This is a genomic window from Nocardia sp. NPDC057227 (assembly GCF_042669725.1).
GTDB lineage: Bacteria > Actinomycetota > Actinomycetes > Mycobacteriales > Mycobacteriaceae > Nocardia > Nocardia asteroides_A.
Window position 1 is genome coordinate 82,933 of record NZ_JBHUXA010000006.1, and the last position, 15,439, is coordinate 98,371.

1 pseudogene is annotated in these 15,439 nt (G+C 74.4%); it reads left to right on the plus strand.

What is annotated here, in order from left to right:
* Positions 1–236: 236 nt before the first annotated feature.
* Positions 237–15,428, plus strand: a pseudogene (locus ACFUJ1_RS11355) (amino acid adenylation domain-containing protein); the annotation flags it as partial.
* Between the last annotated feature and the right edge of the window lie 11 nt (positions 15,429–15,439).

The following is a 15,439-nucleotide window of genomic DNA, read 5'->3' on the forward strand; positions in this document are numbered from 1 at the left end:
CGCGGACGCCGCCCGACTGTGCCCGCACCGGTGGTAACGGACCATGCGCCCGTACTCGATGCTTGTTCTGGGGGCCAGTCGGTAGTGACAGGGGAGCGGACGATCGGTGGGTGTGACGTGCTGGCTGGTGGGCGACGGGGAGACGTGGCTGTCGGGGTGAGCTGGGAATGACCAGTCCCGCCCGGCCGAGGGCTGCGCGCACCCGCAGGTCGCGCCTGGTTTCGCTGCCCCAGCTGATGACATCGGCGGTGGAGGCGAACCCGGACGGCACCGCGGTGGTGTTCGCCGGGGCGGACGAAACCTACGGCAGCCTCGGCTACGCCGAGCTCGACGAGCGCTCCAACCGGCTCGCCCGGCTGTTGCTGGCGCGCGGGGTCGGGCCTGGCGATCTGGTCGCGGTCGGCATCCCGCGTTCGCTGGAGTCGGTGCTCGCGGTCTGGGCGGTCGCCAAGACCGGCGCCGGGTTCGTCCCGGTCGATCCCAGGTACCCGCGGGAGCGGGTCGCCTACATGGTGCGCGACTCCGGCGCGCTGCTCGGGCTCGCGGTCGGCGCGGTCAGCGCCGAGCTGCCGGAGACGGTGGAGTGGCTCGCGATCGACGCCGACCTGGATCTGGAGGCGTGGTCGCCGGAGCGGGTCACCACCGCCGACCGGCGCCGGGCGCTGCGCCCGGACGACGCCGCCTACGTCATCTACACCTCGGGCTCGACCGGGCTGCCCAAGGGCGTCGTCGTCACCCAGGCCGGGCTGAAGAGCTTCTGCGACGAGCAGCGCGACCGGTACCGGGTCGACAGCGATTCCCGCGCACTGCACTTCGCCTCGCCCTCGTTCGACGCCTCGGTGCTGGAGCTGCTGCTCGCGCTCGGCGGCGCGGCCGCGCTCGTCGTGGTCGACCCGGCGATCTTCGGCGGCGACGAGCTGGCCAGGCTGCTCCGCCGGGAGCGCGCCACGCACGCCTTCATCACCCCGGCGGTGCTCGCCTCGCTCGACCCCACCGGCCTGGACGAGCTGCGCGTGGTGGTCGCGGGCGGCGAAGCGTGCCCGCCGGATCTGGTGCGGCGCTGGGCCTTCGACGGCCGCGAGTTCTACAACGGCTACGGCCCCACCGAGACCACCATCATGACCAACATCAGCGATCCGCTCGTCCCCGGCGAGCCGGTGACGATCGGCAGGCCGATCCGCAACATCACCGAGTTCGTGCTGGACGAGCGGCTCGGCCCGGTGCCGGACGGCGTCGTCGGCGAGCTCTACATCACCGGCGCGCAGCTGGCCCGCGGCTACCACGCGCGGCCCGCGCTCACCGCTGCGCGCTTCGTCGCGAACCCGTTCGAGGAGAGCGGCTCCCGGCTCTACCGCACCGGCGACCTGGTGCGCAGGCTGCCCTCCGGTGAGATCGAGTACCTGGGGCGCAACGACTTCCAGGTGAAGATCCGCGGCTTCCGGATCGAGCTCGGCGAGATCGACGCGGTGCTCGCCGCGCACGACGGGATCGACTTCGCGGTCACCGTCGGCCACGAACTCGACAGCGGCGCCACCATTCTCGTCTCCTACGTGCACGCGGCCGGGGGCGCGCCGGTGGACACCGCGGCGCTGACCGAGCTGGCCGAGGCGCGGCTGCCCGCGCACATGGTGCCGACCGCGGTCATGGTGCTCGACGCCATCCCGCTCACCCCGGTCGGCAAGCTGGACCGCCGCGCGCTGCCGGAGCCGGTGCTCGACCACAAGACCTACCGGGCGCCGGAGACGCCGGTGCAGCTCGCCATCGCCGATGTGCTCGCCGAGGTGCTCGGCACCGAGCGGGTCGGGCTGGACGACGACTTCTTCGCGCTCGGCGGCGACAGCATCACCGCCATCCAGGTGGTCTCCAGGGCACGCGCCCGCGGCGTCGTCTTCACCCCGCGCGAGGTCTTCGAGAGCCGCACGCTGGAGGCGCTGGCCGGGCGGGCGCACACCGCCGAGCCGGAGGCCGCCGCGGCCGAGCTCGAACTCGCGCCGGTGCCGGAGGCCGAGCGGGAGCGGCTGGCGCTGCGCTACCCCGGGCTGGCCGAGGTGTGGCCGCTGACCCCGCTGCAGTCCGGGATGCTCTTCCACGCGCTGCTCGCCGAGACCTCGATCGACGCGTACATGACGCAGTTCGTGATCGATCTGGGCGGCCGGGTGGACGCCCAGCGGTTGCGCGCCGCGGCCGCCGCGGTGCTCGACCGGCACGACAACCTGCGGGTCGCCTTCGCCGAGGACGGCGAAGGCAACCCGGTGCAGGTGGTGCTCGACCGGGTCGAGCTGCCCTGGCGCACGGTGGAACTCGCGCACCTCGACCCCGACACCGCGGCGATGGAGACCGACCGCCTGCTCGCCGCCGACCTGGCCGAGCGCTTCGACATGCGCCGCCCCCCGCTGCTGCGCTTCGCGCTCATCCGCACCGCCCCCGACGCCTGGCGGCTGCTGGTGACCGCGCACCACATCCTGATCGACGGCTGGTCCATGCCGCTGCTCATGCAGGACCTGCTCACCGTCTACGCGCTCGGCTCCGCCGCCGCGCTGCCCCCGGTGCGCTCGTACCGGGAGTACCTGGCCTGGCTGGCGCACCGCGACCAGGGCGAGTCCGTCGACGCCTGGCGCGCGGCGCTGGCCGGCTTCGCCGAGCCGACGCCGCTCGCGCCCGCCAGGCGCGGTCGCGAGCTGGCCGACGGCATCGGCGAGCTCGGCTTCGCGCTGAGCGCCGAGCAGACCGCCGGGCTGGCCCTGCTGGCGAGCGAGGTCGGGGTCACCGTGAACACCGTGGTGCAGGCGGCCTGGGGGCTGCTCGTCGCCCGCTCGGTCGACCGCGACGACGTGGTCTTCGGCGCCACCGTCTCCGGGCGGCCGCCGCAGCTGCCCGGCGTCGAGTCCATGGTCGGGCTGTTCCTGAACGCCATCCCGGTGCGGGTGCGGCTCGGCGCGGACAGCACGCTCACCGAGGTGCTGCGCGCCCTGCAGGCCGAACAGGCCGGGCTGCTGGACCACCACTACGTGGGGCTGAGCGAGATCCAGGCGGCCGTCGGCGTGCCCGACCTCTTCGACTCGCTGCTGGTCTTCGAGTCCTTCCCGGTGGACGCCGCCGCGCTCACCGACGCCGCCGACGCCCTGGACGGCATGGTCATCACCGGCGCGACCGGGGTGAACGGCTCGCACTACCCGCTCACCGTCATGGTGGTGCCGGACCGGGAGTGGCAGCTGCAGATCAAGTACCTGCGCGAGGTCTTCGACGACGAGCAGGTCCGGGTGCTGGCCGACCGGTTCGCCGCGCTGCTGGCGCGGTTCGTGGCCGAGCCCGGTGCCAGGGTCGCCGACATCGACGTGCTCACCGACGCCGAGCGCGCGGTGCTGGCCCGGGTGAACGACACCGCCGCGCCGGAGTTCGCGGACGGGGCCACGCTGGTCTCGCTCTTCGACGCCCAGGTCGCGCGGACACCGGACGCCGCCGCGGTGCTCGCCGACGGCGAGACGCTGACCTACCGGGAACTCGACGCCCGCTCCCGCGAGCTGGCCGGGTACCTGGCCGGGCGCGGGGTCGGCCCGGAATCGCTGGTGGCGGTGGCCATGCGGCGCTCGGTGGAGCTGGTGGTCGCGGTCTACGCCGTGCTGCGCACCGGGGCCGGGTACGTGCCGATCGATCCGGATCACCCGGTCGAGCGCAGCGAGTACGTGCTCGGCAGCGCCGGGCCCGCGCTGGCGCTGACCACCGGGCGGGACGGGTTCGCCACGGCGGCCGATGTGCCCGTTGTGGTGGTCGATGATGTCGTCGGACAACCTTTCTCGGGTGTAGAGCCGCGGCCGGGGAATGTCGCGTACGTGATCTACACCTCCGGGTCGACCGGGCGGCCGAAGGGTGTGGTCATCACCCATCGGCAGATGGCGAACCAGTTCCGGTGGGCGCAGCGGGAGTACCCGCACGGCGTCGGCGACGTGGTGCTGTTCAAGACGCCGAGCACCTTCGACATCTCCACCTGGGAGCTGTTCTGGCCCCTGCAGACCGGTGCCGCGATCGTGGTCGCGGAGCCGGAGGGGCATCGGGATCCGGCGTATATCGCGCGGGTGCTGGCCGAGCACTCGGTGACGGCGGTGCACTTCGTGCCGTCGATGCTGGAGGCGTTCCTCGATGCCGTGCCCGAGGTGTCGCTGCCGTCGCTGCGCTTCGTCTTCGCCGCCGGTGAGGCGCTCTCCCGGGAGACGGCCGTGCGCGCCGCGGCGCTGCTGCCCGGCGTCCGGCTGGAGAACTGGTACGGGCCCGCCGAGGCGACCGTGGTGAGCTCCTTCCCCGCCGCCGCGGCGCGCGGGGGGACCGGTGTGCCCATCGGGGCGCCGGTGGCCAACACCGGTGTCGCCGTGCTGGATCGGCAGCTGGTTCCGGTTCCGGTCGGTGCGGCCGGTGAGCTGTATGTGTCCGGTGTGCAGCTGTCGCGCGGGTATGCCGCGGCGCCCGGGTTGACCGCGGAGCGGTTCGTCGCGGGCCCGGACGGAACCCGGCTCTACCGGACCGGTGACGTGGTGCGCTGGGTGCACGCCGGTGCCCGATCGGCGCTGGAGTACCTGGGCCGCAGCGATTTCCAGGTGAAGCTGCGCGGCCAGCGCATCGAGCTGGGCGAGATCGAGAGCGTGCTGCTCGCGCACCCGGCCGTGCAGCGGGCCGCGGTGCAGCTGGTCCGCGGCGCCACCGGTGACCGGCTGGTCGGCTACGTGGTTCCCGCACCGGGTGTGGAGATCTCCGGGAGCACGCCGTCGGTCACCGAAGCCGACCTGCTGGCGCACGTGCGCGCCGGTGTGCCGTCCTACATGGTCCCCTCGGCCCTGGTCGTGCTGGACTCCTTCCCGCTCAACCCCAGCGGCAAGCTGGACCGCCGCGCCCTCCCGGTCCCTGCGGCCGCGGCGCGCGCCTACCGCGAGCCGGCGACCGAGGCCGAGCGCGCGGTCGCGGGCGTGTTCGCCGAGGTGCTCGGGGTCGAGCGGGTCGGCGCGGACGACGACTTCTTCGAGCTGGGCGGCAACTCGCTCGTCGCGACCAGGGTCGCGGCCCGGCTCGGCGCGCTGACCGGTGCCAGGGTGCCGGTGCGCACGGTGTTCGAGCGGACCACGGTCGCCGGCCTCGCCGCCGCGCTCCCGAGCGGCGCTGCGGGCGAACGGCTTCCGCTGGTGGCGGGGGTGCGCCCGCCGCGGGTGCCGCTCTCGCTGGCCCAGCAGCGCATGTGGTTCCTGAACCGCCTGGACCCGGAGTCGGCGGTCAACAACCTGCCGGTCGCGGTCCGGCTCACCGGAACCCTCGACACCGCCGCCCTCGCCCGCGCCGTCGCCGACGTCGTGGCCAGGCACGAGACGCTGCGCACGGTCTACCCGGCCGACACCGACGGCATCCCGCACCAGGTGGTGCTCCCGGTGGACCGGGTCGCCCCCGCGCTGACCCCGATCCCCGCCGACCGGCTGGACGAGCAGCTCGCCGAGGTGCTCGGCACCGGCTTCGACGTGACCGTCGACCCGCCCTTCCGCGCCGCCCTGCTGGAACAGGGCTCGGGGGACTATGTGCTCGCCTTCGTCGCGCACCACATCAGCGCCGACGGCTGGTCCATGGGCCCGCTGACCCGCGACATCATGCTCGCCTACGCGGCCCGCGCCGCCGGGCAGCCGCCCGCCTGGCCCCCGCTGCCGGTGCAGTACGCCGACTTCAGCCTCTGGCAGCGCGCCGTGCTCGGCGCCGAGGACGACCCGGACAGCCTGCTCTCCGCCCAGGCGGCGTACTGGCGCGACCGCCTCGCCGGGCTCCCCGCCGAACTCGCGCTCCCCGCCGACCGCCCGCGCCCGGCCACCCAGTCCTTCGCGGGCGGCAGCCACGGGTTCCTGATCGACCCGGCCCTGCACGCCGCGCTCACCGAACTGGCCCGCGCGCACGGCACGACCCTGTTCATGGTGCTGCACGCCGCCCTCGCGGCCCTGCTCGCCCGGCTCTCGAACAGCCTCGACATCGTCGTCGGCACCCCGGTCGCCGGGCGCGGCGAAGCCGAGCTCGACGACGTCATCGGCATGTTCGTGAACACCCTCGTGCTGCGCACCGAGATCACCCCCGGCGCCGGCTTCGACACCCTGCTCGCGCAGACCCGCGACCACGACCTGGCCGCCTTCGCGCACGCCGACATCCCCTTCGAGCGGCTGGTCGAGCTCCTCGACCCCGAGCGCTCCACCGCGCGGCACCCGCTCTTCCAGGTGATGATCTCGCTGCAGAACCTGCCGGCCACGAGCCTGGAGCTTCCGGAGCTGCGGGCCGACGCCGTCGACTTCCCCATCGACACCGCCAAGTTCGACCTCATGCTCGCGCTGCGGGAGGCGGGCGAGCACGGCATCGCCGCCGAGTTCTCCTACGCGAGAGACCTGTTCGACCCGGAGACCGTCGCCGGTTTCGCCGAGCGCTACGTCCGGCTGCTCACCGGCATCGCCGCCGACCCCGCCGCGCCCGTCGGCGACATCCCGCTGCTCTCCGCCACCGAGACGGCGAACCTGCCGCACACCGTCGAACCGCGGGACCTGGGCCCGACGCTGCTGCTCCCCGACCTCTTCACCGAGCAGGCCCGCCGCACCCCGGACGCCACCGCGCTGATCGACCCCGACGGCAGCATCCTTACCTATGCCGAGTTCGGCGCCCGGGTGCACCGCCTCGCGCGCCGCCTCGTCGAGGCAGGCGTCGGCCCGGAGACCCTGGTCGCGCTCGGCCAGCGGCGCTCGGTCGACCTGGTGGTCTCCGCCTACGCGGTGCTGGCGACGGGCGGCGGCTACGTCCCGCTCGACCCGGACCAGCCCGCCGACCGCATCGGCCACATCCTGGACACCGCCGCCCCGGTCCTGACGCTCACCGCCGACGGCTTCGACGCGGGCGCGCACCCCGCGCTCGACCTCGGCGCCGTCGACCTCACCGGCTACCTGGACACCCCCCTCACCGACGCCGACCGGAACGCGCCGCTGCGCCCGCACAACCCGGCCTACGTCATCTTCACCTCCGGCTCGACCGGCCGCCCCAAGGGTGTCGCGGTGCCGCATGCCGCGGTGGTGAACCAGGTTCGCTGGATCACCGCGGAGTACGGGATCGGCGCGGACGATGTGGTGCTGTTCAAGACCCCGGCCACCTTCGACGTGTCGGTGTGGGAGCTGTTCGGCCCGCTGAGCGTCGGCGGCCGGATGGTCGTCGCGAGCCCGGACGGCCACCGCGACCCCCGCTACCTCGCGGAGGTGATCGCCGAGCAGCGCGTCACCATGACCTCGTTCGTGCCGTCCATGCTGAGCGTCTTCGCCGCGAGCGCCGACCCGGCGGCCATCACCTCGCTGCGGGCGCTGCTGCTCGCCGGTGAGGCGCTGACCGGCGCCGTCGTTGACGCCGTCCGCCGGATCACCCCGGCCGCGCTGTACAACCTGTACGGCCCCACCGAGTTCACCGTGCACGCCACGCACACCCCGGTCCCGGCCGCGGTGCCCGGCGCGGTGCCGATCGGCACGCCGGTCTGGAACGCCGCCGCGTACGTCCTCGACGCCAGGCTGCACCCGGTGCCCGCCGGGGTCGCGGGGGAGCTGTACCTTGCGGGCGCGCAGGTGGTGCGCGGCTACGCGGGCCGCCCCGACCTCACCGCCGACCGCTTCGTGGCCGACCCGTTCGGCCCGGCGGGCACCCGCATGTACCGCACCGGCGACCTGGTCCGCCGCGGCCCCGACGCCGCCCTGACCTACCTGGGCCGCACCGACTTCCAGGTGAAGCTGCGCGGCCTGCGCATCGAACTCCAGGAGATCGAGGCCGCGCTCACCGCGCACCCGGACGTCACCCAGGCGGTCGTCGTCCTGCACACCGACCCGCACACCGGCGACCGCCTCGTCGGCTACGTGGTCCCCGCGACGGCCGACCAGGCCGCGCTGCGCGCGCACCTCGGCACCCGGCTGCCCGGCTACATGGTGCCCGCCGCGCTGGTCCCGCTGGAGGCCATGCCGCTGAACGCCAGCGGCAAGCTGGACCGGAAGTCCCTGCCGGAGCCGGTCTTCGAGAAGGCCGCCTTCCGGGCCCCGGTGACCCCGGTCGAGCAGATCGTGGCCGGGGTCTTCGCCGAGGTGCTCGGCACCGAGCGCCGGATCGGCCTGGACGACGACTTCTTCGGCCTCGGCGGCAACTCGCTGCTCGCCACGCAGGTGGTGGCGCGGATCGGGGCGGCGCTGGACGCGCACATCCCCGTCCGGGTGCTCTTCGAGATCGCCACCGTCGGCGGGCTGGCGGCCCGCGCCGAGCAGGCCGCGGGCGGCGGCGCCCGGCCCCCGCTCACCGCCGCGCCCCGCCCGGCGCACATCCCGCTCTCGCCCGCCCAGCAGCGCATGTGGTTCTTGAACCGCTTCGACCGCGGCTCGGCCGCCTACACCATCCCGGTCGCGGTCCGGCTGCGCGGCGCGCTGGACACCGCCGCCCTGCGCGCCGCCATCGCCGACGTGGTGGAGCGGCACGAGATCCTGCGCACCGTCTACCCGGAGACCGCGGACGGCCCGGCCCAGGTGATCCTGGCGCCGGAGCAGGCGACGCCGAAGCTGCGCGTCCGCCCGCTCACCCCCGACGAGATCCCCGGTGCCCTGGCCGAACTCGTCACCGCGGCCTTCGACGTGACCGCCGAGGTCCCCCTGCGGGTGGTGCTCTTCGAGCTCGCCCCGGACGACTTCGTGCTGGCCATGGCGATCCACCACGTGTCCGGTGACGGCGCCTCGGTCGCCCCGCTCACCCGCGACCTGATGATCGCCTACGCGGCCCGCACCCAGGGTGATGCCCCCGGCTGGGCGCCGCTGCCGGTGCAGTACGCCGACTACAGCATCTGGCAGCGCGACCTGCTCGGCGCCGAGGACGACCCGGAGTCGCTCGCCGCCGAACAGCTCGCCTACTGGACGCGCACCCTCGCCGGGTTGCCCGACCAGCTGGAGCTGCCCACCGACCGCCCGCGCCCCGCGGTGCGCTCCTACGCGGGCGGTGTCGTCCCGGTCGAGATCGACGCCGAGACGCACGCCGCGCTCACCGACCTGGCCCGCGCGCAGGGCGCCACCCTGTTCATGGTGGTGCACACCGCGCTCGCGGTGCTGCTGGCCCGGCTGGCCGCCACCGACGACGTGGTGATCGGCACCCCGATCGCGGGCCGCGCCGAGCCCGGCCTGGACGACCTCATCGGCATGTTCGTCAACACCCTTGTGCTGCGCTCGCGAATCGCCCCGCACGAGCGCTTCACCGAGCTGCTCGCCCGCCAGCGCGGCACCGACATCCAGGCCTTCGCGCACGCCGACGTGCCCTTCGAGCGGCTGGTCGAGGTGCTGAACCCGGCCCGCTCGCAGGGCAGGCACCCGCTGTTCCAGGTCGGGCTCTCGTTCCAGAACTTCGCCGCCGCCGAGCTGGAGCTCCCCGGGCTGAGCCTCTCCGGGGTCGAGATCGACACCGCGCTCTCGCAATTCGACCTGCACCTGATCGTCGGCGACAACTACGGCCCCGACGGCGTCCCCACCGGCATCGTCGGCGGCCTCACCTACGCCACCGACCTCTTCGACCGCGCCACCGCCGTCGAGTTCGTCGCCCGGCTGCAGCGGGTGCTGCGCGCCGTCGTCGGTGACCGGGCGAGCACCGTCGGCGACATCCCGCTCACCGGCACCGCCGAGGCCGAACGGGTGCTGCGCGAGTGGAACTCGACCGCGCACCCGGTGCGCTGGGAGCTGCTGCACCAGGGCTTCGAGGAGCGGGTGCGCGCCGAGCCGGAGGCCGTCGCGCTGGTCGCCGGGGCCGAGCGGCTGACCTTCGCGGAGCTCTCCGCGCGGGTGGAGCGGCTGGCACGGGTGCTCGCGGCGCGCGGGGTGGGGCCGGAGGTGCCGGTGGCGCTCGCGCTGCCGCGCGGGGTCGAGCTTGTGGTCGGGATGTACGCGGTGCTGCGGGCGGGCGGCGCCTTCGTGCCGATCGACCCGACGCACCCGGCCGAGCGGATCGGCCACATCCTGGACATCGCGCGCCCCGCGGTGGTGCTCATCTCCGCCGAGACCGGCTTCCCTGTCCAGCTGGAGGCGCCGCTGGTGGTGCAGGAGCTGGACGGCGAGCCCGGCTTCGACGGCCCGCTTCCGGTGCCGTCGCCGGACAACCCGGCCTACACCCTCTTCACCTCCGGCTCCACCGGGCGCCCCAAGGGCGTCACCATCACGCACCGGGCGGTGGCCAACCAGATCGCCTGGATGGCCGCGCACTACGGCTTCGGCCCGGACGACGTCTACCTGCAGAAGACCGCCTCCACCTTCGATGTCTCGATCTGGGGCTACTTCCTGCCGCCCGCGAGCGGCGCCCGGCTGGTGCTCGCCGCCGACGGCGCCCAGCGCGATCCCAGGCAGATCGCCGAGCTGGTGCGCGCGCACCGGGTGACCCGCACCGACTTCGTCCCCTCCATGCTGAACGTCTTCGCGCAGTACGCGGCCCGCGCCGACCTGGCCACGCTGCGCGACGTCTTCGTGATCGGCGAGGCGCTGCCCCCGGAGACGGTGGCGGCGCTGGCCAAGGTCTCCGACGCCGCCGTGCACAACGTCTACGGCCCCACCGAGGCCGCGGTCTCGGTGACGTACCACGAGGTCACCGCCGCCGACACCGCCATCGTCCCGATCGGCGTCCCGGAGTGGAACTGCACCGTCTACGTGCTGGATTCGCGGTTGCGGCCGGTTCCGGCTGGAGTCTCCGGCGAGCTGTACCTGGGTGGGGTACAACTGGCGCGCGGCTATGTCCGGCGCCCCGACCTCACCTCGGATCGCTTCGTGGCCGACCCGTTCGGCCCGCCCGGATCCCGCCTCTACCGCACCGGTGACGTGGTGTCCTGGCGGGCCGACGGCGTGCTCGTCTACGGCGGCCGGGTCGACTTCCAGGTCAAGTTCCGCGGCCAGCGCATCGAACTCGGCGAGATCGAGACCGCGCTGCTCGGCGTCGACGGCGTCGCGCAGGCCGCGGTGCTGGTGGCGGCGGGCGCGACCGGCGAATTCCTGGCCGGGTACGTGATGCCGGCGCCCGGAACCGAACTCGACCCCGACGCGGTGCGCGCGGGCGTCACCGCGGCGCTGCCCGGGTACATGGTGCCCGCGGTGGTCACCGTGCTGCCCGAGTTCCCGCTGAACACCTCGGGCAAGCTCGACCGCAAGGCGCTCCCGGTGCCGGAGTTCCGCTCCCGCGGCTTCCGCCCGCCCGCCACCCCGATCGAGGAGATCGTCGCCGGGGTCTTCGCCGAGGTGCTCGGCGTGCAGCGGGTCGGCGCGGACGACGACTTCTTCGCGCTCGGCGGCAACTCGCTGCTCGCCACCCAGGTGGTGGCGAGGATCGGCGCCGCGCTGGACGCGACCGTCCCGGTGCGCGCCATCTTCGAGGCGGGCAGCGTGGCCGCGCTGGCCGCGCGGGCCGAGCAGCACGCGGGCTCCGGCGCGCGGCCGCCGCTGGTCGCGGCGGAGCGGCCGGAGCGGCTGCCGCTCTCGCTGGCCCAGCAGCGCATGTGGTTCCTGAACCAGTACGACCCCGGCTCGGCGGTCTACAACATCCCGATCGCGGTCCGGCTCACCGGCGCGCTCGACGTGCCCGCGCTGGAGCAGGCCGTCGCCGACCTGGTCGGCAGGCACGAGGTGCTGCGCACGGTGTACCCGCGCACCGACGCCGGGCCGGTGCAGCGCGTGGTCTCGGTGCGCGCGGCCTTCGACGGCCTCTCCGCGGAGCTGGTCACCGTGGACGATCTGCTGCCCTGCGTGCAGTCGGTGGTCACCGAGGGCTTCGACGTCACCGCCGAGGTGCCGGTGCGGGTCGAGCTGTTCCGGATCGTCGGCACCGACGAGCACGTCCTGGTCTTCGTCGCGCACCACATCGCCGCCGACGGCTGGTCGGTCGGGCCGCTGACCAGGGATCTCATGGTCGCCTACACGGCGAGGGCGGCCGGGGCGACCCCGGCATGGGCGCCGCCGCCGGTGCAGTACGCCGACTACACGCTCTGGCAGCGCCGCGTGCTCGGCGCCGAGGACGACCCGGAGAGCGTGCTCGCCGCGCAGGCCGGGTTCTGGCGCGCCGAGCTGGCCGGGCTCCCGGACGAGCTCGCGCTGCCCGCCGACCGGCATCGCCCCGGCACCGCCAGCTTCGCGGGCGCGCGGGAGCCGTTCACCGTCGACCCCGAGCTGCACCTGGCGCTGCGCGCACTGGCCGCCGAGCACAACGTCACGCTCTTCATGCTGGTACACGCCGCGCTCGCGGTGCTGCTCGCCCGGCTCTCCGGCGGCGACGACATCGCCGTGGGCACCCCGATCGCCGGCCGCGGCGAGCCCGAGCTGGACGACCTGGTCGGCATGTTCGTGAACTCGCTGGTGCTGCGCACCGGCATCGAGCCCGCCGAGCCCTTCACCGAGCTGCTCGCCCGGGTCAGGGACGTCGACCTGGCCGCCTTCGCGCACGCCGACATCCCGTTCGAGCGGCTGGTCGAGCTGCTCGACCCGGTGCGCTCGCAGGCGCGGCACCCGCTCTTCCAGGTGGTGCTCTCGCTCGCCAACCTGCCCGCCACCGAGTTCGAGCTGCCCGGGCTGCGCATCGCCGGGGTCGAATCCGATACCGCCGTCGCCAAGTTCGACCTGCAGTGGACGCTCAGCGAGCTGCGCGACGAGCGCGGCGAGCCCGGCGGCATCGCGGGGCTGCTGGAGTACGCCACCGATCTGTTCGACCCGGAGACCGCCGCAGGCTTCGCCGAGCGCTTCGTCCGGCTGCTCGCCGCGGTCGCCGCCGACCCGGCGGCGCCGGTCGGCGCGGTCGACGTGCTCGCGCCGAGGGAGCGGGCGGAGCTGATCGCCCGCTGGGGCGAGGCCGCCGTGCTGCCGCGGCCGCTGCCCGAGCTGCTCGCCGCCGCCGCGGCGGTCGACCCCGCCGCGCCCGCGGTCGTGTACCGGGGCGAGAGCATCAGCTACGCCGAGCTCGACGCGCGCTCGAACCGCCTGGCCCGGTTGCTCATCGCCGCCGGAGCGGGCCCGGAGGACCGGGTGGCGCTCGCCGTCCCGCGGTCGGCGGACTCGGTGCTCGCGGTCTGGGCGGTGGCCAAGACCGGCGCCGCCTTCGTCCCGGTCGACCCGACCTACCCGGCCGAGCGGATCGCGCACATGGTCACCGACTCGGGCGCGCGGCTCGGGCTCACCGTGCGCGGTGTCACCGCCGCCCTGCCGGATTCGGCGCGCTGGCTGGTGCTGGACGACCTCGACGCCGCCGGGTACGACGCCGCGCCGATCACCGACGCGGACCGGCTCCGGCCGCTGCACCCGGACAACCCGGTGTACGTCATCTACACGTCGGGCTCGACCGGCGTTCCGAAGGGCGTTGTGGTGGCGCACTGGGGCGTCGCCAACTTCGCCCAGGTGGAGACCGAGCACTTCGGCCTCGACGCGAACACCCGCGCCCTGCACTTCGCCTCGCCCAGCTTCGACGCCTCGATCCTGGAGCTGATGCTCGCGGTGGCGTGCGGCGGCGCGCTGGTGGTGGCGCCCGCCGACCTGTACGGCGGCGCGGAGCTGGCCGAGCTGATCGAGCGCGAGCGGATCACGCACGCCTTCGTCACCCCGGCGGCGCTGGCGACCTTCGAACCGGCCGGGCTGGAGTCGCTGCGGGTGCTCGTCGCCGGCGGCGAGGCCTGCCCGCCGGAGCTGGTCGGCAGGTGGGCGGCGCCGGGCCGGGCCTTCCACAACGGCTACGGCCCGACCGAGACCACCGTCATGTCCAATATCAGCGGCCCGATGGTGCCCGGCGCGCCGGTGACCGTCGGCGCCCCGGTCCGCGGCATGCGCTCGCTGATCCTGGACGCCGGGCTGCGGCCGGTGCCGGTCGGCGTCGCGGGCGAGCTGTACCTGTCCGGCGCCGGCCTGGCGCGCGGCTACCACGCCAGGCCGGGGCTCACCGCGGAGCGGTTCGTCGCCGACCCGCACGTGCCCGGCGGACGGATGTACCGCACCGGCGACGTGGTGCGCTGGACCCGCTCCGGCGAGGTCGAGTACGTGGGCCGCTCCGACTTCCAGGTGAAGGTGCGCGGTTTCCGGATCGAGCTGGGCGAGATCGACGCCGCGCTGGCCGCGCACGGGTCGGTGGACTTCGCGGTGACCGTCGGGCGCGACGGCCGGCTGGCGGCGTACGTGGTCGGCCGCGATATCGACACCGCGGAGCTGACCAAACACGTCGCCGCCCGGCTTCCGGGCTACATGGTGCCGTCCGCGATCACCGTGCTGGACCGCATCCCGCTGACCCCGGTCGGCAAGCTGGACCGCGCCGCACTGCCCGAGCCGGTCTTCGCGGCCAGGGCGTTCCGCGCCCCGGCCACGCTCAGCGAGGAGCTGGTGGCAGGCGCATTCGCCGAGGTGCTCGGGCTGGACCGGGTCGGCGCCGACGACGACTTCTTCGAGCTGGGCGGCAACTCGCTGCTCGCCACCCAGGTGGTGAACCGCATCCGCGAACTCGGCGGCGCCGAGCTGCGGGTGGCGGTGTTCTTCAGCGACGCCACGGTTGCCGGGGTGGCGGCCCGGGCCGCCGAGGCGCTCGCCGACGGTGGCGACGCGAACGCCGCGATGGGCGTACTGCTGCCGATCCGGGCCACCGGCACCGAACCGCCGCTCTTCTGCGTGCACCCCATGTCCGGGCTGGCCTGGGCCTACGCCGGGCTGGCCCGCTTCCTGCCCGCTGCGCAGCCGATCATCGGCATCCAGTCGCCCGCGCTCTCCGAGGACGACTGGCGGCCGCTCTCGGTGGCCGACATCGTCACCAGGTACGTGGCCGAGATCCGCGCGGTGCGGCCGGAGGGGCCGTACCGGCTGCTCGGCTGGTCGCTCGGCGGCGTCCTCGCGCACGCGATCGCGGTCCGGCTGCGGGAGCAGGGCGCCGAGGTGGAGCTGTTGGCCGTGCTGGACGGCGTGCCCGGAATCGACCTGGACGATTTCCGCCACGAAGTGCGTACCGCCTTCGCCGAGGTCGGAATCGCTCCGGATGCGCTGCCGGACGCGGGCAGCCTCGGCGAGCTGGGCGACGAGGCGCTCGCGGTGTTGCTGGAATCGGTCCCCGCCGACCTGGCCGTGCTCACCGCCGACCGCATCCGCCGGATCTACCGGGGTGCGGTGCGCGCGGTGGAGCACGTCACCCGGTACCGGCCCGCCGTCTTCGACGGCCGGATCGACTTCGTCGGCGTCACCCGGCTGGACGCGGGCGCCGAGCCGCACGCGGGCGCGGCAGGCTGGCGGCGCTACACCGACGGCCCGGTGGCCGAGCACTCGATCGACTCCACCCACCTGCGCATGATGGAGCCGGAGGCGCTGGTCCAGCTGGGTCCGCTGCTGACCGGGCTGCTCGGTGGGGACGGTGCCGAGCGGACGGCCGGTACTTCCCGATAGAGTGCGGCGCG